Consider the following 25,783-nt stretch of genomic DNA (forward strand, 5'->3'; position numbering starts at 1 on the left):
TGGGCTATCTCACGGTGTGGCGGCGGCCTCTGTATGTGGCCGAGCTGATCGCCCCGGCCCTCTGGGAGGGGCTTGCGGCCCGGCGGCGGGCGCGCCGGAACGGTCATCCCGCACACGCGACCGGCTTTCCTGACCGTCGTGGTGGCCCACCGGGGGTTCGGCGGTGCGGGCTTGCTGGAGGCGGTACTGGCCGGGGGCGATCTGGAACGTCCGGCGGAACGCGGCCGAGAAGCTGAACTCCGAGGAGTACCCGAGCTGGCGGGCGATGGCGGCCAGGGGCAGGTCGGTGTGTCTCAGCAGGTGACCGGCGTGCTCGAGGCGCCGGCGCAGGAGGTAGCGGCGCGGGGTCTCATGGGTGAGGGCCGCGAAGCGGCGGGTGAAGGTGGTGCGGGACAGGCCCGCCCGGTCGCACAGGTCCTGCACGGTCCACGGCCGCGAGGGGTCTTCCTGCACCGCTCGCAGCGCCGCCAGGATCTGCGGGTCGGGCGCCGGCTCGAGGTGCTCGCGCCAGGCCCTCAGCAGGTGCACCAGCAGGAGGTCGACGATGGCGGCGAGGGCGATGTCGCTGCCCTCGCCGTCGTCGGCGGCGTGCTCCTCGAGCAGACCGGCGAGGTGACCCAGCATCGGGCCGGCCGCCGCGTCGTCCGTGTTCACCGTGAGGACCTCGGGCAGGCCGTCGAACCAGGCGGAGACCTGGCCGTGGTCGAGGTGGTAGCAGCAGGAGACGAACTCGGTGTCGAAGGGGCCGGTGACGGGTGCCGGGCGCTCGCTCGACAGGTCGCCGAAGGGCAGCGGGGCGTCGCTGAAGCCGTGGCGCCCGCCGTGCGGGACGAAGACGACGTCGCCGGCGCGGGTGCGGAACGGCTGCCCGTGCTCGTGCACGAAGTACGGTGCCCCGCGCCGCACGATGTGCAGGCCGGAACCGTTGACGGCGGGGAAGCGGCTCGACCAGGACCCGGTGTGGCGGTGGCGCGAGCCCACGGCCCGGCCCGCCCGGGTGCCGGCGACGGCGTCGCTGATCAGGTCCACGCGGGTGATCGTACGGGTGGGGCCGGACAAACTCGTATGCGGTGCGCCGAGTGCAGCATGGCCGGGCACGCGCGCGGTTGCTTGGCTGGACGCCGTGTCAACCGCATCGCTCAGCACCCATGACTTCACCGCCGACGGCGTCCGCCTGACCTACCACCGGGCCGGCCGGGGGCCGGTCTGCGTCGCCCACCCCGGCGGACCCGGCCTGGACTGGTCGTACCTGCGCTCGGCCGAGCTCGAGCAGCACTACACCGTGATCTACCCCGAGCCGGTCGGCACCGGCCGCTCCGGGCGCCCGGACGATCCGGCCGGCTACCGCCTCGAGACCTACGTGCGCTTCCTGGCCGCCCTCGTCGAGCACCTGGGCGAGCCGAAGGTGTTCCTGCTCGGGCACTCCTACGGCGGGTTCGTGGTGCAGACCTACGCGCTCGCCCGTCCGGAGCGGGTCGCCGGGCTGATCCTGTACTCGACCTCGCCGTACGCCGGGCCCGAGTTCTGGCAGGCCGCCGCGGCCGGGGTGGGCGCCTATCCGCAGCGTCACCCCGGCATCGCCGAGGCCGAGGCCGCCCCGGCCGCCTTCCGGCGGGCGCAGGCGGCCGATGACGACGAGAGCATCAGCCGCGAGTTCGCCGCCGCGTCGCCCATCTACTTCGCCGACTTCTGGTCGCGTCAGGCCGAGTTCGAGCCGTTCCGCGCCGGCATCAGGATGTACCGGGAGCCGGCGGTGGCCCCCGACCCCGGCGTCTTCGACGTCCGCTCCCGGCTGGGGGAGATCCACGCGCCCACCGTCGTCATCGTCGGGGCGCAGGACTTCATCGCCGGCCCGGCCTGGGGTGCGCCGCTGGGTGCGGGCATTCCCGGCGCGCAGACCGTGACGCTCGAGCAGGCTGGGCATTTCGCTCACGTCGAGCAGCCGGCCGACTTCGCCCGGGCGGTCGCGCTGATCCGGTGATCACAGCGGGATCCCGGGTGGGAGGACGACGTCCGGCCCCTTCGGGATCCGCGCGGCGTCCGGCACGGCCGCGCTCAGCCACGCGGGGGCGTCCGGCGCCGATTCCAGGGCCTGGACCAGTTCGGCCCGGGGCGAGGGATGCAGCTCGCCACCGTGCACGGCGCGCAGCGCGGCCCGTGTCACCACGTCGACGGTGACCGGGTCGCCGCCCGCCGCCTCCCAGGCCTGGCGGAAGACGCGGCCGATCGCGGGCGCCTGCCGGTTCAGGCGCTGGGGCTGGAAGAGCACGTCGGTCACGACGGTGGCGGCGGCCGCGGTCGCGGCGTCCGGATCGAAGCCCGGCCCGACGGCCGAGCCGAAGGCCCCGGCCGGTCGCGGGTACCGGATCGGGGTCGGGGTCAGGCAGGCCGTGGCGCCGGGGTGGGGGCGCACGATCTGCGGGCGCAGCAGCCCGGTCAGAGTCTGCACCGCGCGCTCCTGCACCTCCTCGGGCACCGGGACCGGGTCGGGGACGTCCTCACCGGCGAGTGCGTACTCGTGGTGGAGCCCGCCGATCAGGTGCCCGAGCGCGGCGCACTGGTGGCGGTGCAGCAGGTGCAGCAGGGCGAAGCGGTCTTCGCGTTCGCCGGTGGGGCGGCCCGGGGGCAGGCAGCCGGGGCCGAACGTCTGCAGGGCGGCGGCGCGGACGGTGAGCAGGCGCTCGAGGGCCTCGAAGGGGTCGGCGCCGTGGATCCAGGGGGCGGCGTCGGGGGAGCAGCTGTCGGGGGAGTGGCCGTCGTGGTCGGTCAGGTAGCGGCGCCCGGCGTCGCGTTCGGCCTGCAGCGCAGCGGCTTTGGCCTCGGGGGTGTCGTCGCCGTAGGCGTAGCGGACGGTGAAGACGTCCCAGGGGCCCAGGCCCTGCGCGTAGGTGGAGCTCAGGTCGACCCGGCCGTCGGGCGTCACCCGCAGGGCCGGGAACGGGTAGTCCATGACGGAGGGGTGCTCGTGCTGGTGGGAGGCGTAGTTGTGCATGAGGCCCAGGGCGTGGCCGATCTCGTGGGCGGCCAGCTGGCGGATCCGGGCGAGGGTCATCTGCTCGATCTGCTGCCGCCGGGCGGCTTCGTCGGCGTGGCCGTAGGGGCAGAGCAGGGCCTCGCCGAGTGCGGTGAGCTGCTGCACGCGCTGAGATCCCAGGCGCACGTTGCCTTTGACGATCCGGCCGGTGCGCGGGTCGCACAGGGCTGCGCCCATCGACCAGCCGCGGCCGGTGCGGTGCACCCACCACACGGCGTTCGTGCCGACGGCCGCCGGGTCGCTCTCGCGCGGGCGCACCTCGACCCGGTAGGTGTCCGGGAGCCCGGCGGCCTCGAAACCGGTTGCCCACCAGCGTCCTCCCTCGAGCACGGCGTCCCGGTAGGGCTGGGGGATGTCGGGGTCGACCGAGAAGACGATCGGCTCACGGGTCGCGAAGCGGGGGTGCACGCCGGCGAACGGGGGACGACGGGGGTCGGTGTCCGTGTCGGTGCGCATCTTGCCGTACCCGCCGGCGGCCGGGTGGAAGGGCAGGACGGGGAAGGGATCGTCGGTCAGCGGGGTCAGGGACAGGCGCTGGCGCACCGTGACAGCACCCGGGTCGGGCGCGACCTCGCTGATGGCGTCGCCGCTGAAACCGGTGAAGGTGAGCAGGGACTCGATCTCGACGCCGTGTTCGTGCGTGTGGCTGGGGCCCGGGTCGACGAGGGAGCGGGACGGGTCGACGGTGGGTTCCCCGGCCGAGGAGAAGCTGGCCCAGCGGCGGACCTCGACCAGGTCGCGGCAGGCCAGGGCGGTGATGTCGACGGTCACGGTGCCGTCGGTGCTCGCTACCGGGTCGAGCACCGCGAGCATCGACCGGGCGAACGACCCGGCCCCGTCGCGACGGCCGGTGCCGGAACCGAAATGGGTGTTCAGCTCGGTCAGGGTGATCCGGGTGCCGACCGGCTCGAAGCGCCAGTGGCGGACCTGGCCGGGCTGGCCGCGGTCGAGGTTGATCCGGCTGGAGCCGACGCCGGAGGTGAGCATGGTCAGGGCCAGGACGTCGATGCCGGCGCGAGGCAGGGTGAGAAGGGCCTGGGTGCCGGTGGTCTCGAGGCTGATCATCCGGCGGCCGCGATGATCCGGTCGAGGATGACGTCGATGATCTGGCGCGGGGTGGCGAAGTTGATCCGGACCCAGCCCTCGAAGCCGTCCCCGGCCAGGGCTCCGTCGGTGACGCTGACGCCCGCGCGTTCTTGCAGCATGGCGGCGGTGCCGGCGCCGAGACCGGCGTACCCGAGGTCGATCCAGACGAAGTAGGTGGACTCGGGGACGGCGAGGCGGGCCTGGGGCAGGGTTGCCTGCAGGCGGGAGACGACGTGGGTGCGGTTGGCGTCGAGGTAGGCGACGACCTGCTCGAGCCAGCGGCCGCCGGCGGAGTACGCGGCGGTGCTGGCGATCATGCCCAGGGTGCTGGCGCCGTACTTCGCGTGGGTGCCGAGGCTTTCGTAGTGGTCGGCGTCGGCCTGGTTGCTGAAGACGATCTGGGCGGCCTTGAGACCGGCCAGGTTCCAGCCCTTGGCGGCCGAGATCGCCGAGACGGTGTGGGACGCGGCGGCCGGGCTCACCGAGGCGTACGGGGTGACGGGGTGGCCGGGGTAGGTGACGGGTGCGTGGATCAGGTCGGCGAAGACCCGGGCCCCGTGCCGTTCGACCACCTCGGCGACGGACGCGTGCTCGGCTGCGGTGTAGACGGTTCCGGTCGGGTTGTGCGGGTCGCAGATCACGACCAGCCCGGCGCCTCCGGCCAGCGCGGCGTCGAGGTCGTCGGGGTCGAGCACCCAGCGGCCGCCGGACTCGCGCATCGGTACCTGGACGACCTGGCGGCCCATCTCCGGCGGGATCGTCAGGAACGGCGCGTAGCAGGGGGTCGGCACGATCACGGCGCTGCCGGGGGCGGTGAAGTGCTCGATGGTGAGCTCGAAGGCCTTGAGCACGTCGGACAGCTGCCGGATGTGCGCGGGCGGCACCTCCCAGTTCAGGCGGCGCTGCATCCAGGTGGAGCAGGACTCGGCCAGGGCTGCGGTCACGGTCGGGGGCAGGTAGCCGAAATGGTGTGTGTCGACGGCCTTGTGGAGGGCCTGCATGATGGGCGGGGCGCAGCCGAAGTCCATCTCGGCGACCCAGGCGGGCAGGCTCTGGGGGTGGGTGGACCATTTCAGGCTGCCGAGGTCGTGCAGGTCCTGCGGGGTGAGGTCGTTCAGGTGGTCCAGGTCGATCATGGAGAGGTCTCGCTCGTCTCGTGGGGGGAGGAGCCGGAGGGGGCACCGGCGCGGGAGTCGATCTCGTTCAGGTAGTTGTAGATGGTGAAGCGGGTGACGCCGAGGGCCGTGGCGGCCATCTCGACCGCGTCGCGGAGCATGAAGAAGCCCTTGGACTGCAGAGTCTCGACGAACCGGAGCTTGTGCTCCTTCTTCATCCGGGGCACCGGGACCCCGGCCTCGTCGGTGGCGGCGCGCAGCAGGTGGGCCGCCAGCTCGTCGATGTCGCGGGGGAAGGACTCGGGGCTGTCGGGCCGGGGCGCGCGTTCGGGGAGGTCCGCGGGATCCGGCAGGTCCGGGGTGGTGGCGGCCAGGGCGGCCAGGGCGGGCGAGGCGATCATCGCGTCCGCGATCCGCCGCACCTCCAGCCAGGCCGAGATGTCGGTGTTGATGCACAGGGCGGCGACCGGGTGCCCGGACACGTCGCGGATGATCATCGTCGAGGACTGCATGCGGCGGCCGTCGGGCAGATGGGTCTCGTAGCCGAGCTGGTGCTCGTGGTCGCCCTCGCTGATGCGTTCCAGCAGCAGGTCGGTGGCCGGGTCGCCGATGGAGCGGCCGGTCACGTCGCCGTGCACCGCCACGATCGAGTCGGGCAGCTTGCTCAGGTCGTGCAGCACCACCTCGCTGGAGGTGGGCAGCGCCCGGCCCAGGGGTTCGACCAGCCCGGCGAACACGGCGATCAGCCGCTCGCCGTCGACCGTGGCGCGCGGCGGCAGGTGCCGGGTGCGGGGGGTCTGGCCGTGCTCGTCGATGCTCATGCGGGTCCGCCTTCTGTGCCGGGTCGTTCGCCGTCGGGATGAATGCCGCATCCGGTGACTGATCTGCCCAAGATCGGCAGAGGTCACGCTGGCACATCACGTTCCGGCGGAAAAGCGGTGACGAAGGTGCCGCCCCGAGGCGGCGAGAGCCAGTATTCAACAAGATGTTGGAAAGTCCATCCAGGACTCGTTGAATTTACACAACGAGCGGTCAACGGTCGGTGAACGCCCGACTATGTGTCCGTGATGTAAATGCTCTGACGTGCCCTATTGACTCCACGACAGCCGTCGCCTTAGCTTCCTCTCACTCAACAAGCGGTTGAATTCAACTGCCCGCATCAACCGCTTGTAGATCCACTGAGCGCGAAGATTCCACAGATATTGGACATCCGAGCGGCGTGGTCCCCCAGCTTTCACCGCACCTCACGAGAGGAACCCCACGGTGGCTCCCACACTTCGCACGATCGGCAGTGGCCTGACCGCCCGCCGCGCCGTGACGGCCGGCCTGGCCGTCACGGCCCTCGCCGCCCTGAGCGCCTGCGGCGGCGGAAGCAGTTCCGGCGACGGTGCTTCCGGCACCGGCGGCAGCCTCAAGGTCGCGATCGACGCCGACCCGGTCTGCCTCGACCCCGCCCAGGCGACCCTCATCGCGTCCAACGTCATCGGGCGCCAGATGGTCGACTCGCTGATCGACCAGGACCCCGACACCGGCGAGTTCACCCCCTGGCTGGCCGAGAAGTTCGAGAGCAACGACGACGCCACCGCGTTCACGTTCACGCTCAAGAAGGGCGTGACGTTCTCGGACGGCACCCCGCTCGACGCGGCCGCGGTCAAGGCCTCGCTGGAGAGCGTCGTCGACCTGGGCGCCAAGTCGGTCTACGGCACCTCGTACCTGGCCGGCCTGAAGTCCATCGAGACCCCCGACGACTCCACGGTCGAGGTCGACTTCAAGGCCCCCAACGCGCAGTTCCTGATGGCCGCCTCCACGCCCACCCTGGGCATCGTGTCGGCCAAGACCGTCGCCGCGAGCGCCGAGGAGCGCTGCGCCGGAACGAATCTGGTCGGGTCCGGGCCGTTCACACTGGACAGCTACACGGCCAACCAGAACGTCAAGATCACCAAGCGCACCGGTTACGCCTGGCCCTCGGGTCTGGCTCAGCACAGTGGTGACGCGCTGCTGGACGACGTGACGTACCAGGTGGCCACCGAGCCGAGCGTGCGCGCCGGCAGCCTGCGCTCCAAGCAGGTCGACATGGCCACCACGATCCAGTCGCAGGACGAGGCCATGTTCGACGGCAACGGGTTCAGCCTGCTCACGCGCATCAACCCGGGCATCGTCATCGGCATCGCGCCGAACCTGTCCGCCTCGGGCAACCCGGCCCTGAAGGACGAGCAGGTCCGCAAGGCGATCCAGCTGGCGATCGACCGCAAGGGCATCACCGAGTCGGTGCTCACGCCCTCGTACGGCGTGGCCAAGAGCCTGCTCGGCGAGACCACACCGGGTTTCACCGACGAGTCGTCGCTGCTGACCTTCGACGAGGCGCAGGCCAATTCGATCCTGGACGCGGCGGGCTGGGTCAAGGGCTCGGACGGCATTCGCGAGAAGGACGGCAAGAAGCTCAGTCTCACGGTGGCGTACTTCTACCAGACCAACGTGGTGGAGTACACGCAGCAGCTGCTGCGCAAGGTGGGCGTGGACCTGGTGCTCAAGGAGATGACCGCCGCGCAGTACGCCTCCGAGTACCTCACGGGCAAGTACGACTTCATCTCGACCTCGGTGTCGCGGCCCGACCCGGACATCCTGCGGGCGATGTACTCCTCGGAGGCCACGAACTTCACCTTCACCGAGGCCAGTGACCCGGTGCAGAAGGAGCTGGCGCCGCTGTTCACGGAGATCGGCTCGACCACCGACACCGACAAGCGGGCTGCCGCGGCCGCCGAGGTGCAGAAGATCCTGCTGGAGAACAACTGGGTCTACCCGATGAGCCAGCTCACCCAGGTGATCGGGGTCTCCGACGCGGTGCAGGGCGTGCGCTACGACGCGGCCTCCCGCTTCGTCCTGTACGACGCCTCGATGACGAGCTGACGAGCGGCCCGGCAGATGAAGACCACCCAGCACAGGAAATCCTGGAGCAGCAGATGATCCGATATCTCGGCCGGCGGGCCCTGCACGCCGTCCTGGTCATGTGGGCCGCGTTCACGGTCTCGTTCCTGATCCTCTTCATCGTGCCGGGCGACCCGGTCAGCGCCATGCTCGGCCCGGAGGCCCTGGCCTCCACCACCCCGGAACAGCTGGACGCTCTCCGGGCCGAGTTCGGCACCGACAAGCCGGTCGTCGTGCAGTACGGGGTGCAGCTGCTGCACCTGGTGCAGTTCAACCTGGGCCAGTCGTTCCGCACCGGCCAGCCCGTCGCCCAGATGATCGGTGACGCGATCCCCTCGACGCTCGTCCTCGCGTCCTCCGCCCTGGTCCTCGCCCTGATCCTGGGCATCTCGGTGGCCGTGGCCGCGAACTTCACCCGCCGGCCCTGGCTGAAGGCGCTGCTGCTGAGCCTGCCCCCGATCGCGGTCTCCATGCCCACCTTCTGGGTCGGCCTGATGCTGCTGCAGTTCGTCTCGTTCCGTGCCGGTCTGCTGCCGGCCGTGGGCGGTGAGGGCATCCAGGGCCTGATCCTGCCGGCCGTGACCCTGGCCGTCCCCACCTCCGCGGTCATCGCGCAGGTCCTGGCCCGGAGCCTGGAGACCACGCTGGCCGAGCCCTACGTCGAGGTGATCCGGGCCAAGGGCGCCGGGCGGGCCCGCATCCACTTCGGTCACGCCCTGCGCAACGCGGCCATCCCGGCGCTGACCGTCACCGGCGTCCTGGTCGCCACCATGTTCGGCGGATCGGTGCTCGTGGAGACCGTTTTCGCCCGCAACGGGCTGGGCCAGACCGCCGCCACCGCGGTGTCCAACCAGGACATCCCCGTGGTGCAGGGCGTGGTGCTGGTGACCGCCGCGATCTTCGTGGTCTCCAGCCTGGTCGTCGACCTGATCTACCCCCTGATCGACCCCCGGATCCGACTGAATGCGGCGATGTCATGACCGTGAACATCCAGGGCCCCCAGCCGACCGAGGTCGCGCTCAACCCCGGCCTCCCCGACAAGCCCCTGAAGAAGCGCCGTTCCCTGCTCGGAGGCGTCCTGCGTCACGGCGGTCTGGTGCTCTCCAGCCTCGTGCTGCTCCTGGTTCTCCTGTGGGCGGTCGTCCCGGGCCTGTTCACCGACGCCGATCCCCTCGTGGGTGACGGCAAGGACCGCTTCCTGCCCCCGTCCGGCGATCACCTCTTCGGCACCGACCAGTTCGGCCGCGACGTGTTCGCCCGGATCGTCGACGGCGCCTGGCTGTCCGTCAGCGGTGTGGTCGTCGCGGTGGCGCTGGCCCTGGTGATCGGTTCCCTGCTCGGCCTGCTGGCGGGTTTCGTCGGGGGACGCGTGGACGACGTGATCATGCGGATCTGCGACGTCATGCTCGCCATCCCCGCGATCCTGCTGTCGATGGCCGTGATCACGGCCCTGGGCGGCGGCACGATCAAGGTGGCCATCGCGGTCGGTATCGCCAGCATCGCCTCGGTCGCCCGCACCATGCGCAGCGAGGTGCTGCGGGTGCGCACCGCCGGGTACGTCGACGCCGCCCGCGCCAGTGGCGTGCGGTGGTGGGGCATCCTCGGCCGGCACGTCCTGCCCAACTCCCTGGGCCCGGTCATCGTCCTGACCACCGTGGAGTTCGGCACCGCGCTGCTGGCCATCGCCGCCCTGAGCTTCCTCGGTTACGGCGCCACCCCGCCCACCCCGGAGTGGGGCGCCATGATCTCCGAGGGGCGTGACTACCTGGCGACCGCCTGGTGGCTCACCACCATCCCGGGTCTGCTGGTCGTGACCATCGTCCTGTCCGTCAACCGGATCGCCCGCGAGTTCGGCACCACCCGGAGGTCCCGTTGAGCGACAAGCCCCTGCTGAAGGTCAGCAACCTGGCCGTCTCCTACCGCGGCGGCGAGATCCCCGCCGTGCGTGACGTCAGCTTCGAGCTCGGCGCCGGTGAGATGCTCGCCATCGTCGGGGAGTCCGGCTCGGGCAAGTCCACGACCGCGCTGTCGGTCATGGGCCTGCTGCCGCCGGGCGCCGGGATCGATCACGGCACCATCGAGTTCGACGGGCGCCGCATCGACCACCTGGGCGAGCGCGCGATGCGTTCGTTGCGGGGTGCGAGCATCGGCCTGGTCCCGCAGGACCCGACGGTCTCGCTCGATCCCACCCAGCGGGTCGGCACGCAGATCGCCGAGGCCCTGGTCATCCACGGCCAGGAGACCCGCAGAACCGCTGCGGTGCGGGCGGTCGAGATCCTCGCCGAGGCCGGTGTCGACGACCCGGGCCGGCGGGCCCGGCAGTACCCGCACGAGTTCTCCGGGGGTATGCGCCAGCGGGTGCTCATCGGCATCGCCTGGGCCTGCAAGCCGCGCCTGATCATCGCCGACGAGCCCACCAGTGCCCTCGACGTCACCGTGCAGAAGCAGGTGCTCGACCGGATCGACCGGCTCACCGCCGAGTCCGGCACCTCGGTCGTGCTGGTGACCCACGACCTGGGGGTCGCCGCCGAGCGGGCGCAGCACGTGGTGGTGATGTCCGGGGGACGCGTGGTCGAGTCCGGTCCCAGCCGGCAGGTTCTGGAGAACCCGCAGGAGGAGTACACCCGCAAGCTCCTGGACTCGCTGCCGACGCGCCGCACGCAACGGGCGTCCACGCGTCCTGCCGTCACCACCGGTGAACCGCTGGTCGTGGTGAAGGACCTGGTCAAGGAGTTCCACACCCGCGACGAGGCCGGTCAGCACCTCAAATTCCGGGCCGTCGGCGGTGTCGACCTGCAGGTGCGGCGCGGTGAGACCCTCTCGATCGTGGGGGAGTCCGGCTCGGGCAAGTCCACCACCGCGCGCATGATCATGTGCCTGGAGCCGCCGACCAGCGGCACGGTCGAGTTCGACGGCATCGACACCGGCGCGCTGAAGGCCAAGGAGCTGCGGCTGCTGCGGCGGCGGTTCCAGATCGTGCACCAGAACCCCTACGCCTCGCTCAGCCCGCGGTTCACGCTGGCCGAGATCATCGAGGAACCGATGCGGGCGTTCGCGGCGGGCACCAAGACCGAGCGGCGGGAGCGGGCCGTCGAGCTGCTCGAACGCGTGGGACTGCCGGGCAATTACGCGACCCGGCGGGCCTCCGAGCTCTCGGGTGGCCAGCGGCAGCGCGTCGCGATCGCCCGGGCCCTGGCTCTGCGGCCCGACCTGGTCGTCTGCGACGAGCCGGTCTCCGCGCTCGACGTCACCGTGCAGGCGCAGGTGCTCGACCTGCTGGCCGAGCTGCAGGACGAGTTCGGCCTCAGCTACCTGTTCATCTCCCACGACCTGACCGTGGTGCGGGCCATCTCCGACCGGGTCGCGGTGATGCGCCGGGGTGAGGTCGTCGAGACCGGCGACTGCGAGCAGATCTTCACCGACCCGCAGCACGAGTACACCCGGACGCTCCTGAACGCGGTGCCCGCGTGAGCGCCGTCCCGGCTGATGCCGTCCCGTTGCTGCGCAGCATGATTCGGGCGGCCTGCGTCAACGACGGACGCGTCGAGTCGGGTCAGGAGATGCGGAACGTCGAGCTTCTGCTCGGATACCTGGGAGGACGGGAGACGCTCGAGTCGCTGGGCGTCGAGGTGCACGTGATCGAACCCCGGCCCGGGCGGGGCAATCTCGTGCTCCGCCTTCCCGGTTCGGTGGCCGGTGCGCCGTCCCTGGCCCTGGTCGGGCACCTCGACGTGGTGCCCGCGGACGCCGCGGCCTGGACGCACGACCCCTTCGGGGCCGAGCTGATCGCCGGGGAGATCTGGGGGCGCGGCGCGGTCGACATGCTGAGCCTGACCGCCTCGATGGCGGTCGCCTTCCGGATGGTCGCCGAGTCGGGCGTGCGCCCGGCCGGCGACCTGGTGCTGGCCGCCACCGCCGACGAGGAGGCCGGAAGTCGCTGGGGCATGGGCTGGCTCGTGGAACACCACCCGGACCTGGTGCTCACCGACCTGGCGGTCACCGAGTCGGGCGGCGGGCTGGTGCTCGGGCCCGCGGACGCCCGTCGGGTCACCGTCACGATCGGCCAGAAGGGCGCGGCGGGGCGTAAGATCGTGGTGCGCGGCGAGTCCGGGCACGGGTCCATGCCTTACGGGGTGAACAGCGGTACGTTGCTGGCGGCCGAGGTGGTCCGCCGGGTGGCGGGGCACCGGCCTGCGGCGGTGGTCGCTGCTGAGGGATGGTGGCCGGATCTGCTGGCCGCTCTCGGGTTCTCCCCGGCCTTGGTCGCGCGGCTGTGCGACTCCTCCACGGTTGACGACGCCTTGCCCGAGACCGGCGAATACGCCCGCGTCCTGCATGCTCTCAGCCACATGACCCTGTCCCCGAACGTGCTGCAGGCCGGGGCCAAGGTCAATGTGATCCCGGGGGAGGGCCGCGTCGAGATCGACGTGCGCCTGCTGCCCGGCCAGAGCGGCGCCGACACCGACGCCGAGCTGGAGGCCGCCCTCGACGGGCTGCCCGGCGTCACGGTCGAGAAGGGCCTGGAAGCACCGGCTCTGGTGACCGAAGCCACCGACCCGCTGTACCGGGCGATCGCCGCGGCCAGCGCCGAGGTCTACCCCGGCGCGGAGCCGCTGCCCCTGCTCACCCCGGGCGGCAACGACGCCCGGCACTACCTGTCCCGGGGCCGTCCCTGCTACGGCTTCGGCCTGTTCAGCCCCACTGTCGGGCTGGCCGACTTCCGCCGCCGTTTCCACGGAGACGACGAGCGGGTGGACGCGCAGTCCGTCGAACTGTGCGCCCGCACCTACGAGCGCGTCGTGCGCCTGCTCGGAACCGTCTAACCCCTCTCGAAGGAGAAATCCCTGTGTCCAGCCACGCCGACCCCTTCACCGCCCTCGCCGAGCACGCTCCGCAGATGTGGTGCCGATTCGGCGGTTTCAACCAGACCGTGCTCGAGGGCGACACCGCCATCGACAAGAAGACCAAGGAACTCATCGCGATCGGCGTGGCGCTGACCACCCAGTGCGACGGGTGCCTGGAGGCGCACTCCGCGGCCGCCGTCGCCGCCGGGGCCACGCCCGCCGAGCTCGCCGAGACCATCCACGTCGCCGCCGCCCTGCGCGCCGGCGGGGCGTTCGTGCACGGGATGCGCCACGTCATGCCGGCGATCTCGGCCGCGGCGCCGGAATGAGCGAGCTCGAGCCGTGGCAGTGGCCGGAGGAGGTCTGGCGGACGATCGTCGAGGAGGTCCGGGCCGGCCGGTCGCTGACCCCGGCCGCCTGGCCGGGCGGGGCGAAGGTCGCCGTGGCGATCTCGTTCGACTCCGACCACGAGACCCCGCTGCTGCGTGACAACCAGCAGACCCCCGGCACCCTGTCCACGGGCGAGTACGGGGCCCGCGTCGCGGTCCCCCGGCTGCTGCGGCTCCTCGACGAGAGCGGTGTGAAGGCCAGCTTCTTCGTGCCGGCGGTGTCGGCCCTGCTGCACCCGGGCGAGATCGACGCCTACACCGCGGCCGGGCACGAGATCGGCGTGCACGGCTGGATCCACGAACGCAACACCCTGCTGTCGTACGAGAACGAGCTCGACCTCATCGGCCGCAGCCTCGACACCCTCGAGCACCTGTCGGGCACGCGTCCGGCCGGGATCCGCACGCCGTCCTGGGACTTCTCACCCAGCACCCTGACCGTCGTGCGGGAACTGGGTTTCGCCTACGACTCCTCCCTGATGGCCGACGACGAGCCGTACGAGATCCTCGCCGCCGGCGAGCCGACCGGCCTGGTCGAGATCCCGGTCGAGTGGATCCGCGACGACGCCGTCTACTTCGGCATGTCCCGCTACGCCGGGCTGCGGCCCTACACCCCGCCGGCCGACGTGCTGGAGCTGTGGAAGCGCGAGTTCGACGGCGCCTACGCCGACGGCGGCCTGTTCCAGCTCACCATGCACCCCTCGATCATCGGGCACCGCTCGCGGATCTGGATCCTGCGCGAGCTGCTGTCCTACATCGCCGGCCACGACGGCGTCTGGACGGCCACGCACCAGCAGATCGCGGACGCGTGTCTCGGGAAGGACCGATCATGAGCAAGCACGCTGTCGTCACCGGCGCCGGCAACGGCCTGGGGGCCGCCGTCGCGAGAGGGCTGGGCGCCGCCGGGTACGACGTCACCGGGGTCGACCTGCGCCGCCCCGCCCTCGAGAAGGTGATGGACGAGATCGCCGGTGAGCACGGCGTCCGTACCCGCTCGCTGGTCGGTGACCTGGCCGACGAGGCCTTCGCGACCGACCTGGTCACCATGGCCTGGGCCCAGGCCCCGGTGGACGGGCTCGTCAACGCCGCCGGCATCTACCCCGCGATCCCGTTCCTGGAGATCGACGCGGCCGCCTGGAACCACGTGCAGGCCGTCAACGTGGTCGCGCCGCTGCTGGCCACCCAGCAGCTGGCCCGCCTCGCCGTCCCCGCCGGGCACACCCCGGCGGTCGTCAACATCACCTCCGGCGCCGCCAGCCGGGCCCGGCCCGGGACGTCGCACTACTCCACCTCCAAGGCCGCGCTGGTGATGCTGACCAAGTCCTCGGCGATCGAGTTGGGACCGGCCGGGATCCGCGTGAACGCCGTCGCCCCGGGCTTCTTCCCGGTCGCCAGCGAAGTCAACCCGATCAGCGAGGAGTACGCGGCGATCATGGCCGCGGCCGACGTGCTGCCCGGCGGCGCGCGCTCGTCCGACATCGCGCACGCCGTGGAGTTCCTGCTCAGCGACAAGGCCCGCTGGATCTCCGGGGCGGTCCTGCCCGTCGACGGCGCGACCTCCGTCGGCACCACGAAACTTCCCCAGCACTGGGCCGGTACGAGCGACTGGCAGAACACCCAGGAGGCCACCGCATGAACCCCCGCTACGTCATCATCGGCGCCGGCGCGATCGGCGGGACCGTCGGGCACGCCATGGTCGCGGCGGGCGAGAACGTCGTCCTCGTCGACACCGACGCCGCGCACGTCGAGGCCATCCGCTCCGGCGGGCTGCGCATCCGCGCCGTCGACGGCACCGACGACACCGTGAGGATTCCCGCGTACACGCCCGAGGACTACCCGGCCGACGCCCCGCCGGCCGACTTCGCCGTGGTCGCGACCAAGTCGCAGCACACCCGGACCGCCACGGAGTGGGCCGCCTCACGGCTGGCCCCGGACGGGCGGGTGGTGTCGCTGCAGAACGGCATCAACGAGCCGGTCATCGCCGAGATCGTCGGCGCCGGGCGGGTGATCAGCGCCTTCGTCAACATCTTCAGCGACTACCTGGAGCCCGGTGTGGTCTCCTTCGGGGGCACCGGCGCGCTGTCGGTCGGGATGCCCACGCTCAGCGCCCCGGACGCCTACGCCCTCGAGGTGGCCCGTGCCTTCCGCGCCTACGGGCCGGTGACCGCGTCCGCGAACGTCGGCGGATACCGTTTCGCCAAGCGTGGTTTCGGCGGGATCCTGGGCCTGACCTCGGTCGTGGACGCGCCGATGGCGCAGGTCGTCGACGCCCACCGCGACCTGGCCGCCGCCGTGGCCCGCGAGAGCACCGAGGTCGCCGTGCGCGCCGGGGTCGTGCTGGAGAGCTTCGACGGCTACGAGCCCTACGCCTTCCGCGCCGACGCCACCGACGCCGTGCGTGAGGCCGCGCTCGACCGTCTCGTCACCTATCTGACCGGGCAGCCGAAAGACCGCAGCGGCGGGTTCCGGGACATCGCCGTGCGCCGCCGCCCGACCGAGAAGAGCCTGATCGACGACGGGTACGCCGCGCTGGCGGCCGAGCACGGCGTCGACACCCGGATGTCCACGGCGGTCGGGCGGATGCTGGGCGAGCTGTCCGCCGGCACCCGGGAGTTCACCCCGGCCAACCTCGACGAGCTGCGCGCGATCCTGAACGCCTGAGCGGCTTTTCGAGACCTGATCGACCACGAGAGGAAATGCGCATGACCACGACGACCCTGACCCCGGAGAACCGCCTGCGCGACGCGGGCGCCGGGCTGCCCGAGCCGGCCGCGCCTCTGGCCAACTACGCGGCCGTGACCCGCACCGGCTCCCTGCTCTTCACCGCCGGGCAGCTGCCGGTGGCCGCGGGCGTGATGCTGGCCGAGGGCAAGGTCGGCACCTCCGTCACGCCCGAGCAGGCCGGCGCGTGCGCCCGGCAGGCGGCCCTGAACGCCCTGGCCGCGATCCGGGCCGAGGTCGGCGACCTGTCGAAGGTCGTGCGGGTGGTGAAGGTGGTGGTGTTCGTGGCCAGCGACCCGTCGTTCACCGGCCAGCCCGGGGTCGCCGACGCCGCCAGCGAGGTGATGAACCTGGCCTTCGGCGCGGCCGGGCGGCACTCGCGCAGTGCCGTCGGGGTGGCGGTCCTGCCCAAGGACGCGCCGGTCGAGGTGGAGGTCATCGTGGAGGTCGGCGAGGGGTGAGCCGAGGGCGCCGGGCCCGGTTCCCCTGACCGGGAACAGGGCCCGGCCCAGGGTTGACGCCGGGCCTGCGGAACGTCATTCTCAAAAACGCGGACAGTTGTCCGCGCCGCTGACAATGACGTCGGAGGAACCGCATGGCCCGCGCAGCAGCATCGTTCGAGAACGCCCCGGCCATCGTGCTGCGGGGCGGCACCGTGCTCACCCTCGACGACCGGCGCACGGTGCTCACCGGCGCCGACGTGCTCGTCGTGGGGGAGCGGATCGAGGCGATCGGCCCGCACCTGGAGGTGCCCGAGGGCACGGCCGAGGTGGACGCCACCGGCGGCATCGTGATGCCGGGCATGATCGACACCCACCGGCACATGTGGCAGAGCGCGATGCGGGGCTACGGCGCCGACTGGACCCTGACCCAGTACTTCGTCTGGAATTACCTCGAGCACGGCCGCAAGTTCCGGCCCCAGGACATCTACGCGGGCAACCTGCTCAGCGGGCTCGAGGCGCTCGAGGCCGGTGTGACCACCACCGTCGACTGGTCGCACAACCTGCAGACCGTCGAGCACGCCGAGGCCGCCGTCGACGCGCTGGAAGAGGTGCCGGGCCGGTTCGTGCTGGCCTACGGCAACATCCAGGCCGGGCCCTGGGAATGGACCGCCGCCCCCGAGTTCCGGGCGTTCGCCGAACGCCGGATGCACCGCGGCGACCTGCTCGGCCTCCAGCTCGCCTTCGACGTGACCGGCGACCCGGCCTTCCCCGAGCGGGCCGCGTTCGAGGTCGCGCGTGACCTGGGCGTCGCCGTCACCACACACGCCGGGGTCTGGGGCGCCACCAACGACAACGGCATCCGGCTCATGCACGAGAACGGTTTCATGACCCCGCAAACCGTGTACGTGCACGCCACCACCCTCAGCGACGACTCCTACCAGCGGATCGCGGCCACCGGCGGCAGCGCCTCGGTGGCGGCCGAGAGCGAGGCCAGCTGCGGGCAGGGCTACCCCTCCAGCTGGGCGCTGCGGCGCCACGGCATCCCGATCTCGCTGTCGATGGACACCAGCGTGTGGATGAGCGCCGACATCTTCACCGCCATGCGCCAGACCCTGGCCGCCGACCGCACCCGTGAGCACCACGAGGCCCACGCGGGCGGGGGGACCGTCACCCACCTGGGGGCCCGTACGGCGGACGTGGTCGGGTGGGCCACCCGTGGTGGGGCCCGGGCCCTCGGGAAGGACGACGTGCTGGGCAGTCTCGAGGTCGGCAAGAAGGCCGACGTGGTGCTGATCAAGAACGACGACTCGCCCGTCATGTTCCCCCTGCTCAACCCCTACGGGCACGTGGTCATGCAGGCCCAGCGCGGTGACGTGCACACCGTGCTCGTCAACGGCCGCGTGGTCAAGCACGAGCACCGGTTGGTCGGGGCGAATGTGGGACGCGCGAGGCGAGCCATCGAGGAGACCGTCGAGTACCTGCGGGCAGAGCTGGGCGAGGCCGCCTGGGCGGAGGGGATGAGCCCGCGGATCCCCGAGTCCAAGGTGCTCGACAACCCCTACACCTACACCGATTTCGCCGATGCCTCCACCCATCGGGCCGAAGCGTCGTGAGTGGGAACGCCGGGCCGCTGGCCGGCCTCCTGGTCGCGGACTTCTCCCGCATCCTGGCCGGCCCCTACGCCACCATGCTCCTGGCCGACCTGGGCGCCGACGTGGTCAAGGTCGAGGGCCGGGCCGGTGACGACACCCGCTCCTGGCGGCCGCCGGTGCGAGACGACGAGTCCACCTACTTCCTCGGCATCAACCGGGGCAAGCGCTCGATCGCGCTCGACCTGCGCGAGGCCGACGACGTGGCCGCCGCCCGCGAACTGGCCCGCCGCGCCGACGTCGTCATCGAGAACCTCCGGCCCGGCGGCATGGACAGGTTCGGGCTCGGCTACGACAGCGTCAGTGCCACCAATCCGGGCGTGATCTACGCGTCCATCAGCGGTTTCGGAACCGGTGCCGGGCGTGACGTGCCCGGCTACGACCTGATGGTGCAGGCCATGTCCGGCCTGATGAGCCTGACCGGTGACCCCGACGGCTCGCCCTACCGGGCCGGGATCTCGGTGTTCGACGTGATGGCCGGCAACCACGCCACGATCGGGATCCTCGCCGCCCTGCACCACCGCGACGCCACCGGCGCCGGGCAGCACGTCGAGGTCAACCTGCTGTCCTCGGCCCTGACCGGCCTGGTCAACCACAGCTCGGCCTGGGTCGCCGGTGGCACCGTGCCCTACCGGATGGGCAACGCGCACCCCAGCGTCTTCCCCTACGAGCCGATGCCCACCGCCGACGACGACCTGATCGTGGCGGCGGGCAACGACGCCCAGTTCCGCAAGCTCTGCGACGTTCTCGGGATCCCGGAGATCGCGCAGGACGAGCGCTTCGCCCGCAACGCCGACCGCACGCAGCGGCGCGAGGAACTGCGGCCGATCCTCGTCGAGCGCCTGAAGAGCGCCGGTGCCGTGGAGTGGTTCGACCGGCTGACCGCCGCCGGGGTGCCCAGCGGCCCGATCCAGACCATCGACGGCGGCTTCGCCATGGCCGAGCGCTTCGGCCTCGACCCGGTGGTCACCGTCGGCGAGGGCGAGCGGGCCGTGCCGACCACGCGTCACCCCATCCGCCTCTCGGCCACCCCCGCGGTCTACCGGCTGCCACCGCCACGCCTGGACGAACACGGCGACGAGGTGCGGGAATGGCTGCGGGAGAACGAATCATGAGCACGTACGAAACCGCTCTGGGCGCGTCGTCGCCGGAGAAGATCACCCTGCTCGGCGAGGACCTCGCACAGGACGTGATGGGCCAGGTCGGGTTCGGCGAGCTGGCGTTCTGGCTCGCGACCCAGCGGCGCCCGGCCCCGGGCCAGACCCGGGTGTTCGAGGCGGTGCTGGCGGCCCTGGCCGACCACGGTTTCACCCCGACCGCGATCGTCACCCGCCTGACCTACCTCTCGGCGCCCGACTCGGTGCAGGGCGCCCTCGCGGCCGGCCTGCTCGGCGGCGGGTCCCGGTTCCTCGGCGTCACCGAGGACTGCGGCCGGTTCCTGCACGAGGTTCTCACCGACGCCGGTGAGGCCCCCACCGACGAGGCCGGCTGGGACGAGCTGGCCGCGTCCACCGTTCGCGACCGGCGCGAAAGGCGACTCTTCGTGCCGGGACTGGGCCACCACGTCCACAAGCAAGGAGATCCTCGTACCCCTCGGCTCTTCCAGATCGCCCGGGAGGAGGGGCAGTTCGGCCCGCACCTGGAACTGTTCGCCGCGATCGGGCGCGTGCACCCCGAGATCCTCGGCAAGAAGCTGCCTCTGAACGGCGCGGGCGTGTGCGGGGCCGCGCTCGCCGACCTCGGCCTGCCGCTGGAACTGCTGCGCGGGTTCGCCCTGCTGGCCCGCACCGCCGGGCTGATCGGGCAACTGGCCGAGGAGCTGCGCCATCCCGTGGCCAACGACGTGTTCCTGTCGGTCGACCTCAACAACCGGCCCGTGCCCCCCGATCCGTACCGGCCCTGAGTCAGCCGCACTCCAGCCGCACTTCAGCCGTACGTCGCCCGCTATCAACGGAGATCCGCATGGCGCAGCTCGTCGCGGTCATCGCCTCGACGCATCACCCCTTCTACTACCGGGCCAGCACCGCCACCGGCCAGGACCGCCCCCCGTTCGCGGACGAGTGGGTCCGGAAGATCGAGGCGTTCCGCGCGACACTGACCCGGGCCCGTCCCGACGTGCTGGTCATGGTCGGCTCGGACCACTTCCATCAGCTCTGGCTCGACAACATGCCGCAGTTCCTCGTGGGCAAGGCCCCCACCTACGACGCGAACTGGTACAACGAGGAACGCGAGTTCGGGCTGCCCCGGATGGTTCTGCCCGGCCAGGAAGACCTTTCGGCGTACGTCCTGCGCGAGGGCCTGGACGCCGGGTTCGACCTGGCGTTCTCCAACGAGCTGCGTATCGACCACTCGATCACCTGCCCGATCATCACGCTGCGCCCGCAGGCCGATCTGCCGATCGTGCCGATCTACACCAACATCTTCGCGCCGCCGCTGCCGCAGCCCAGGCGTTTCGTGCAGCTGGGGCAGACGCTGCGGCAGCTGATCGAGAGCTGGCCCTCGCAGCAGCGGGTGGCGGTCATCGGCACCGGGCACCTCTCGCTCGAACTGGGCGGGCCGCGGCAGTTCGGGGCGCACGGGCCGGACCCGGAGTTCGACCGCAGGGCGGTGGAGTGGATCGGCACCGGCGACCTGGAGAAGGCCCTGGCCGAGGTGACGCTCGAGAGCCTGCACCTCCCGGGCAACGCCACCCACGGGTTCATGGACTTCATGCTGATGATGGGCATCGCCGGGGAGGGCAACCGCGCCGACCACGTGGACACGCTCGACCTGTTCCACACCATGGAGGCGTACTTCACCTGGTATCCGAACGGCCTGGACGGGGGCTCGTCGTGAGCAAGTACCTGCTGAACAAGTTCCTGTTCACCGTCGACCGCGACCCGGAGCTGGTGGAGCGCTACCGCGAGCAGCCCCGCGAGACCGTCACCTGGTGGGAGGCGCAGGAGGCGAACCGGCTGCTGAACTGCGTCACCGCGGAGGCCTCGACCTGGCTGGCGTTCGACGACACCGAACGCGAGGCGCTGGCCACGCACGACTACCCGGCGCTGTTCGACCTGGGCGCGCACCCGTTCCTGACCCTGACGCTGTTCATCGCCCTGTTCGAGCGTGATCACGACATGCCGCTGGGATTCCAGCTGGAGTACGCGTCACGGCTGGCCGACCGTACGCTGCCCTATCCGGACATCAGCACCTGAGCCGGTTCGACCTGGTTCCGGTTCGACTGGTTCCGGTGTGACGAGGAGAGGTGGAGATGGCGGGACGCGGGCAGAACCCGGACTTCGTGGAGGCCCTGGCGCGCGGCCTGGACGTGCTGACCTGCTTCGACGACACGAGGCGGGAGCTCAGCCTGGCCGAGGTGGCCGCGGCGACCGACCTGGCCCGGCCCACGGCCCGCCGTCTGCTGGTCACGCTGCAGGAGCTGGGGTACGTCCGGCTGCTGGCCAACGGGAGTTTCGCCCTCACCCCGCAGGTGCTGCGGCTGGGCACGGCGTACGCCAGCTCCCTCGGGCTGTGGGAGATGGCCCGCCCGCACCTGGAGGCCCTGGTCGCCCGCACCCACGAGTCCTCGTCGATCAGCCAGCTCGACGGCCCGGACATCGTCTACGTGGCGCGGGTCTCGGTGCCGAAGATCATCGCCCTGCGCGTGGACATCGGCACCCGCTTCCCGGCCGTGCCCACCTCCCAGGGCAAGGTGCTGCTGGCCCAGCTGGACGACGCCGAACTCGACGAGGTCCTGGCCGCCCCGTCCCGCTCCGGCATCGTGACCAGACCGGCCGAACGCGCCGCGCTCGCCGACGAACTCGCGCTCGTGCGGGCCCGCGGCTGGGCGCTCGCGGACGAGGAACTGGCGCCGGGCATCCGCTCGGCCGCGGTACCGCTGCGCGACGGGCAGGGGGTGGTGCGGGCGGCGATGAACGTGACGACGCACGCGGCCGAGACGAGCGTCGAGACGCTCGTCGAGTCGCACCTGCCGCTGCTGATCGCCGCCGCCGGCCGGGTCTCCTCGGACTGGGCGGTATGGCAGGCACGGCCCACCGCTGAGGTGGTCGGGTCCTAGAGTTCGCGCCGCACGACCCCGTCGTCACCCCGGTCGCCCAGCACCTCGTCCCACAGCAGTTTGCCCACCTGCAGCACGACGGCGACGTTCTCAACGGACGCCGGGGTGAGGCGGAAGTCCTCGCGCTCGTCGCGGGCCGGATGGTGCAGGGCCAGGAGCGCGTGCTCGCCGCTGTTCGTGGCCGCGTCGGCGACGAACACCATGTCGACGGGGCGCATGAGTTCCCGGACCTGGTGCGCGCTCACCCCGTCGAAGCGGGGATCGTCCAGCACCATCAGCAGCGGCATGTCCACCTGCTGCCGGACCACCGCCCTCTGGCCCGTGTCCGTCCCGCCGGTGCTCCTGCGGATCGGAACGGTGGTCTGCTCGGTGGGATTGGGGAAGAGCGAATCGCCGTCCAGCACCGCCCGGGCCACCTCGCGCCAGGTGTCGTCGTCGCTGAAGTCGGTGCGCACGACCATGGCGAGGTCGGTCACGGGCAGGTACAGGGCGCTCGATCCGTTCACGGTTCCTGCCTTCAATGCTTGCCGGCTTGTCCTTCCTCCACACGTCCCGGTCTTCGGTGACGTTCATCCGCACGGCGATCAGGCAGGGCCGTTCGGGTGAACCTGGCCGCTGCTCGTCCGGGGGCAACTTGCGCGGAAAGGTTCGCTTGGCCAACGGATTTATGGGGCGCATCTGGTGTTTGCCGCCGGGCGAGGCGCCCTCGACGTCGAGCGCGAGGGTTGCGCCGCCAGAACGGCTCCTCGCACCACATCGCCGCTGAATCCCGTCTGAACCCGGGCGGACTGTACTGATGGGGCTGCGGAGGCTTACGTTCTGTGGACCGCCGGGTGCGGCGGGCGTCCCATTTTTCGTGCCAACGGCGGTGTCGTGTGTCCGAGTTCGGTTTCCCGCGGTCCCGTCGCTCCCGCACGGCCGACGCGCCGCACGAGCTGCGCGCGTCCAAGCTGCGGGACACCCGGCATCTGCACCTGGTGCCCGACCTCCCCGATCCTTCTGACCCGGCTGACCTTCCCGAGGGGCGCCCCCGTCGCTGGTCGGCACGGTGTACACGCACGACGCGCCGGGTCCTGGTGACGGCGGCCGTGGCGCTGACGACCTCGACGGTGACGATCGACGCGGCGTACGCGCTGGCGCACACCACACACCTGCACTGACGGCTCGTCACACCGGCGTCGCCGGCTCGTCAGCGTCCACCACCAGGTGTGGACGCGCGGCCGATCCGGTCTGCGCCCGGGCGCCCGACCAGGTTGGTCCTCATCGGGCGCCCGGTCAGGCGGGTCAGCGTCAGGCAAGTGATCAGGCCGGTCTGCGCCCGACACCCGACCAGGCCCGTCAGCGCGAGGTGCCTGCTCCCGGGCCTGCTCCCGGGCCTGCTCCCGGGCCTGCTCCGCGTCTGTCTCCGCGTCTGTCCCCGCACCTGCCCCCGCCCGGTCTGCGCCCGGTCGAGCCGTCCCGCGCCGGGCCCGGCAGGTGGGACCTCGGCGATGGTGCGTCGGCCGAAAGCGGTTGGCCGCAGCGCGAACCCTGGTGCTTTCGATTATCGATAATCGAAAGCACCGCACTTCGCCGCTTCACACAGGTCCTGCTCCAGGCCCCACCGATCCGCCCCACCGCCGCAGGGCCACACCCGGCGCCGGCCCGCCCCACGATCTGGGTAGGTCGTGGGGCGGCCCCTGGCCCCCGCCCGTCTGCAGATCCGGGGGGTGACGGGCGCACCCCGCCTGGTCGACACTTGTTGGTCGGCAACGCTGGGTCGCAACGCTGACGACCCGCTCGCGCACGCGGAAGGCTGCCCGTGACCAGTGATCTGAAGATCCCCTCGACCGACGTCACTCTCGCCGCCGACCACTGGGGCGATCCGGCCGCGACCCCGGTGGTCCTGCTGCACGGTGGCGGTCAGACCCGGCACTCGTGGGGCGCGACCGGACGTGACCTAGCCGGGGCCGGCTGGTACACGCTCAGCGCCGATCTGCGCGGGCACGGTGACAGCGGCTGGTCGCCCGACGGCGTCTACGACCTGGACCGGCTCGCGGGTGACGTGCGAGCGATCGTGGAGCACCTCGGAAGCCGGCCGGTGCTGGTGGGGGCCTCGATGGGCGGGATCGCCGCGCTCGCCGCGATCGGGCAGCAGCCCGACCTGGCGCTGGGGCTGGTGCTGGTGGACGTGTCCCCGTTCCTGCAGGCGGCCGGAGCCGGGCGGATCCGCGCCTTCATGACGTCCCGGCCCGAGGGCTTCGCCAGCCTGGAGGAGGTGGCGGACGCGGTGGCGGAGTACCTGCCGCACCGGCCCCGGCCCCGCAATCCCGAGGGGTTGCGCAAGAACCTGCGCGAGCGCGACGGCCGCTTCTTCTGGCACTGGGACCCGGCCGTGATGCGGGCCCCGACCGAGCACCCGGTGCAGCGCGATCCCCGGATCGACTCGGCCCGGCTGGGAGCGGCCGCCGCCGGCCTGCGGGTGCCCACGCTGCTGGTGCGCGGCGGGGCCTCGGACGTGCTCAGCGCCGAGGACGCCCGGCACTTCCTCGACCTGGTGCCGCACGCCGAGTTCCACGACGTGGCCGGCGCGCACCACATGGTCGCGGGCGACGACAACGCCGTCTTCGACCAGGTGCTGGGCGACTTCCTGGAGCGCCGGGTCCGCAACCGCCTGACCCGCTGACCACCCGTCAGGTGCTCGAACACCGACGGCAGAGCCGGGAAGGTGCCTCTCCCAGAGCGTTTGAGAGTTGCTCCTGATCTTCCGAGGTCCTCCGCGCCGGTGCCGATCCCGGGCCGGAGCCACCGGCACGCGGCCTTCATCGATCAATTCGTCCCCCGGCTCACGAGGCGGTGCGCACGCTCCTTGAATCGGGCTGAACACCCGCACGAAAGGCGCAACCTCGCGTCGGCGCCCATCAGCCCCGGCCAGGGCGAGCTCGGCCGGGGCTGATAGGCGCCGTCAGGCAAGGGATCCCGTGCTCAGAGGCTCAGTACCACCCGGTGCACCGGGAAATGCCTCCGTAGTTGGCGCAGGCCCGGGACACGGTGGGGTTCTGATCGTTCCAGACCCCGGTGTACGTGGACGTGCTCGGTCCCTGGGCGCCGATCCACCCCACCCAGCTGGCCCCTCCGTTGGTGGACTGGTCGAGGTAGACCGTCGCGGAATTACCCCCGTTGTACAGGCCCCACACGCACCGGGCCGCCGAGTTGTACCGCAGCTCGACCTTGTTGTGAGCCGTGCCGTCGTTCCACTCGTACACACGCGGGGTGGTGAACTGGCCCGAGGACGCCCACGAGGCGGCCTGACCACGGTCCCCGTTGTTGCATCCGACCGCCTGGGCCGGTTCGGCGATCAGAGCGCCGAGGCCGAGCGTCAGCAGTGCGAGTACGAAGCTCATGCTCAGCGCCCGTCGGGTCCGGAGACCGCGTGCCCGTGTCGTCTGCATGGTTCCTCCTGGGATCGATCGTCGATGCGCGGTGATGCCGGTGTCCGGCCAGCTGCTCGACCGGCCGAAGGGATGCGAAAGTTCCTCTCGGC

General features: G+C 71.6%; 25 protein-coding genes. 19 read left to right on the plus strand and 6 right to left on the minus strand.

The features are described from left to right. Positions 1-9: 9 nt before the first annotated feature. Positions 10-1,029, minus strand: coding sequence for an AraC family transcriptional regulator (locus J2S57_RS26395; protein ID WP_307247785.1), 1,020 nt, complete (start codon positions 1,027-1,029; stop codon positions 10-12). 94 nt (positions 1,030-1,123) lie between these two features. On the opposite strand from J2S57_RS26395, the gene J2S57_RS26400 reads away from it, so the two are divergent. Continuing rightward, on the plus strand, positions 1,124-1,981 hold the full coding sequence (locus J2S57_RS26400; RefSeq protein WP_307247787.1) for an alpha/beta fold hydrolase: 858 nt from the start codon (positions 1,124-1,126) through the stop codon (positions 1,979-1,981). Here the strand turns inward: J2S57_RS26400 and J2S57_RS26405 are convergent, their stop codons facing one another. From J2S57_RS26405 to J2S57_RS26415, 3 genes are read right to left on the minus strand one after another with little or no spacing between them, the layout of a single operon-like run. Continuing rightward, a complete protein-coding gene (locus J2S57_RS26405; protein WP_307247789.1) occupies positions 1,982-4,099 on the minus strand; it encodes a zinc-dependent metalloprotease in 2,118 nt (705 codons plus the stop codon). Then, positions 4,096-5,256 (minus strand): MalY/PatB family protein, encoded by a 1,161-nt coding sequence (locus J2S57_RS26410; RefSeq protein WP_307247791.1) that lies wholly within the window; start codon positions 5,254-5,256, stop codon positions 4,096-4,098. The genes J2S57_RS26405 and J2S57_RS26410 overlap by 4 nt, the downstream gene beginning before the upstream one ends. After that, complete coding sequence (locus J2S57_RS26415) at positions 5,253-6,056, minus strand: helix-turn-helix transcriptional regulator (protein ID WP_307247793.1); 804 nt, start codon at positions 6,054-6,056, stop codon at positions 5,253-5,255. The genes J2S57_RS26410 and J2S57_RS26415 overlap by 4 nt, the downstream gene beginning before the upstream one ends. Positions 6,057-6,498: 442 nt before the next feature. Between J2S57_RS26415 and J2S57_RS26420 the strand changes: the two genes are divergently transcribed. The 16 genes from J2S57_RS26420 to J2S57_RS26495 all read left to right on the plus strand — a co-directional run bounded on the left by J2S57_RS26420 (position 6,499) and on the right by J2S57_RS26495 (position 22,260). After that, a complete protein-coding gene (locus tag J2S57_RS26420) occupies positions 6,499-8,142 on the plus strand; it encodes an ABC transporter substrate-binding protein (RefSeq protein ID WP_307247795.1) in 1,644 nt (547 codons plus the stop codon). A gap of 53 nt (positions 8,143-8,195) precedes the next feature. Continuing rightward, entirely contained in the window at positions 8,196-9,140 is a 945-nt protein-coding gene (locus J2S57_RS26425) for an ABC transporter permease (protein WP_307247797.1), read from the plus strand. Then, entirely contained in the window at positions 9,137-10,036 is a 900-nt protein-coding gene (locus J2S57_RS26430; RefSeq protein WP_307247799.1) for an ABC transporter permease, read from the plus strand. The genes J2S57_RS26425 and J2S57_RS26430 overlap by 4 nt, the downstream gene beginning before the upstream one ends. After that, complete coding sequence (locus J2S57_RS26435) at positions 10,033-11,631, plus strand: ABC transporter ATP-binding protein (protein WP_307247801.1); 1,599 nt, start codon at positions 10,033-10,035, stop codon at positions 11,629-11,631. The genes J2S57_RS26430 and J2S57_RS26435 overlap by 4 nt, the downstream gene beginning before the upstream one ends. After that, positions 11,628-12,983, plus strand: a complete 1,356-nt coding sequence (locus J2S57_RS26440; RefSeq protein WP_307247803.1) for a M20/M25/M40 family metallo-hydrolase — start codon at positions 11,628-11,630, stop codon at positions 12,981-12,983. The genes J2S57_RS26435 and J2S57_RS26440 overlap by 4 nt, the downstream gene beginning before the upstream one ends. A 23-nt stretch (positions 12,984-13,006) precedes the next feature. Next, complete coding sequence (locus J2S57_RS26445; protein WP_307247805.1) at positions 13,007-13,333, plus strand: carboxymuconolactone decarboxylase family protein; 327 nt, start codon at positions 13,007-13,009, stop codon at positions 13,331-13,333. Next, positions 13,330-14,223, plus strand: coding sequence for a polysaccharide deacetylase family protein (locus tag J2S57_RS26450; protein ID WP_307247807.1), 894 nt, complete (start codon positions 13,330-13,332; stop codon positions 14,221-14,223). Before J2S57_RS26445 ends, J2S57_RS26450 begins: the two co-directional genes overlap by 4 nt. Further along, positions 14,220-15,026 (plus strand): SDR family NAD(P)-dependent oxidoreductase, encoded by an 807-nt coding sequence (locus J2S57_RS26455; RefSeq protein ID WP_307247809.1) that lies wholly within the window; start codon positions 14,220-14,222, stop codon positions 15,024-15,026. The genes J2S57_RS26450 and J2S57_RS26455 overlap by 4 nt, the downstream gene beginning before the upstream one ends. Continuing rightward, complete coding sequence (locus J2S57_RS26460; protein WP_307247812.1) at positions 15,023-16,051, plus strand: ketopantoate reductase family protein; 1,029 nt, start codon at positions 15,023-15,025, stop codon at positions 16,049-16,051. Before J2S57_RS26455 ends, J2S57_RS26460 begins: the two co-directional genes overlap by 4 nt. Positions 16,052-16,092: 41 nt before the next feature. Further along, positions 16,093-16,572 (plus strand): RidA family protein, encoded by a 480-nt coding sequence (locus tag J2S57_RS26465; protein ID WP_307247814.1) that lies wholly within the window; start codon positions 16,093-16,095, stop codon positions 16,570-16,572. Between the two features lie 134 nt (positions 16,573-16,706). Next, positions 16,707-18,167, plus strand: coding sequence for an amidohydrolase family protein (locus tag J2S57_RS26470; protein WP_307247816.1), 1,461 nt, complete (start codon positions 16,707-16,709; stop codon positions 18,165-18,167). Further along, positions 18,164-19,318 carry a CaiB/BaiF CoA transferase family protein gene (locus J2S57_RS26475; protein ID WP_307247818.1) on the plus strand — a complete coding sequence of 385 codons (1,155 nt, stop codon included), beginning with the start codon at positions 18,164-18,166 and terminating at the stop codon, positions 19,316-19,318. The genes J2S57_RS26470 and J2S57_RS26475 overlap by 4 nt, the downstream gene beginning before the upstream one ends. Next, positions 19,315-20,106: a citryl-CoA lyase gene (locus J2S57_RS26480; RefSeq protein ID WP_307247820.1), complete on the plus strand. Its 792-nt coding sequence runs from the start codon at positions 19,315-19,317 to the stop codon at positions 20,104-20,106. Before J2S57_RS26475 ends, J2S57_RS26480 begins: the two co-directional genes overlap by 4 nt. Before the next feature lie 59 nt (positions 20,107-20,165). Next, positions 20,166-21,038: a DODA-type extradiol aromatic ring-opening family dioxygenase gene (locus J2S57_RS26485; RefSeq protein WP_307247822.1), complete on the plus strand. Its 873-nt coding sequence runs from the start codon at positions 20,166-20,168 to the stop codon at positions 21,036-21,038. Next, on the plus strand, positions 21,035-21,397 hold the full coding sequence (locus J2S57_RS26490; protein ID WP_307247823.1) for a hypothetical protein: 363 nt from the start codon (positions 21,035-21,037) through the stop codon (positions 21,395-21,397). Before J2S57_RS26485 ends, J2S57_RS26490 begins: the two co-directional genes overlap by 4 nt. A 56-nt stretch (positions 21,398-21,453) precedes the next feature. Then, positions 21,454-22,260 carry an IclR family transcriptional regulator domain-containing protein gene (locus J2S57_RS26495; protein ID WP_307247825.1) on the plus strand — a complete coding sequence of 269 codons (807 nt, stop codon included), beginning with the start codon at positions 21,454-21,456 and terminating at the stop codon, positions 22,258-22,260. Here the strand turns inward: J2S57_RS26495 and J2S57_RS26500 are convergent. Continuing rightward, positions 22,257-22,766: a DUF6924 domain-containing protein gene (locus J2S57_RS26500; protein ID WP_307247827.1), complete on the minus strand. Its 510-nt coding sequence runs from the start codon at positions 22,764-22,766 to the stop codon at positions 22,257-22,259. The genes J2S57_RS26495 and J2S57_RS26500 overlap by 4 nt on opposite strands. A gap of 369 nt (positions 22,767-23,135) precedes the next feature. On the opposite strand from J2S57_RS26500, the gene J2S57_RS26505 reads away from it, so the two are divergent. Then, positions 23,136-23,420, plus strand: a complete 285-nt coding sequence (locus J2S57_RS26505) for a hypothetical protein (RefSeq protein ID WP_307247830.1) — start codon at positions 23,136-23,138, stop codon at positions 23,418-23,420. A gap of 641 nt (positions 23,421-24,061) precedes the next feature. Continuing rightward, positions 24,062-24,925: an alpha/beta fold hydrolase gene (locus J2S57_RS26510; protein WP_307247832.1), complete on the plus strand. Its 864-nt coding sequence runs from the start codon at positions 24,062-24,064 to the stop codon at positions 24,923-24,925. Positions 24,926-25,232: 307 nt separating this feature from the next. Here the strand turns inward: J2S57_RS26510 and J2S57_RS26515 are convergent, their stop codons facing one another. Beyond that, complete coding sequence (locus J2S57_RS26515) at positions 25,233-25,643, minus strand: hypothetical protein (RefSeq protein WP_307247834.1); 411 nt, start codon at positions 25,641-25,643, stop codon at positions 25,233-25,235. Positions 25,644-25,783 lie beyond the last annotated feature (140 nt).

The organism is Kineosporia succinea (genome assembly GCF_030811555.1).
GTDB classification, from domain to species: domain Bacteria; phylum Actinomycetota; class Actinomycetes; order Actinomycetales; family Kineosporiaceae; genus Kineosporia; species Kineosporia succinea.

Bases quoted from the DNA above. Each gene is read 5' to 3' on its own strand.
- J2S57_RS26405 (WP_307247789.1), bottom strand. From the start codon at position 4,099: ATGATCAGCCTCGAGACCACCGGCACCCAGGCCCTTCTCACCCTGCCT.
- J2S57_RS26480 (WP_307247820.1), top strand. From the start codon at position 19,315: ATGAGCACGTACGAAACCGCTCTGGGCGCGTCGTCGCCGGAGAAGATC.
- J2S57_RS26415 (WP_307247793.1), bottom strand. From the start codon at position 6,056: ATGAGCATCGACGAGCACGGCCAGACCCCCCGCACCCGGCACCTGCCG.
- J2S57_RS26470 (WP_307247816.1), top strand. From the start codon at position 16,707: ATGGCCCGCGCAGCAGCATCGTTCGAGAACGCCCCGGCCATCGTGCTG.
- J2S57_RS26425 (WP_307247797.1), top strand. From the start codon at position 8,196: ATGATCCGATATCTCGGCCGGCGGGCCCTGCACGCCGTCCTGGTCATG.
- J2S57_RS26515 (WP_307247834.1), bottom strand. From the start codon at position 25,643: ATGAGCTTCGTACTCGCACTGCTGACGCTCGGCCTCGGCGCTCTGATC.
- J2S57_RS26465 (WP_307247814.1), top strand. From the start codon at position 16,093: ATGACCACGACGACCCTGACCCCGGAGAACCGCCTGCGCGACGCGGGC.
- J2S57_RS26460 (WP_307247812.1), top strand. From the start codon at position 15,023: ATGAACCCCCGCTACGTCATCATCGGCGCCGGCGCGATCGGCGGGACC.
- J2S57_RS26495 (WP_307247825.1), top strand. From the start codon at position 21,454: ATGGCGGGACGCGGGCAGAACCCGGACTTCGTGGAGGCCCTGGCGCGC.
- J2S57_RS26410 (WP_307247791.1), bottom strand. From the start codon at position 5,256: ATGATCGACCTGGACCACCTGAACGACCTCACCCCGCAGGACCTGCAC.
- J2S57_RS26430 (WP_307247799.1), top strand. From the start codon at position 9,137: ATGACCGTGAACATCCAGGGCCCCCAGCCGACCGAGGTCGCGCTCAAC.
- J2S57_RS26485 (WP_307247822.1), top strand. From the start codon at position 20,166: ATGGCGCAGCTCGTCGCGGTCATCGCCTCGACGCATCACCCCTTCTAC.
- J2S57_RS26450 (WP_307247807.1), top strand. From the start codon at position 13,330: ATGAGCGAGCTCGAGCCGTGGCAGTGGCCGGAGGAGGTCTGGCGGACG.
- J2S57_RS26455 (WP_307247809.1), top strand. From the start codon at position 14,220: ATGAGCAAGCACGCTGTCGTCACCGGCGCCGGCAACGGCCTGGGGGCC.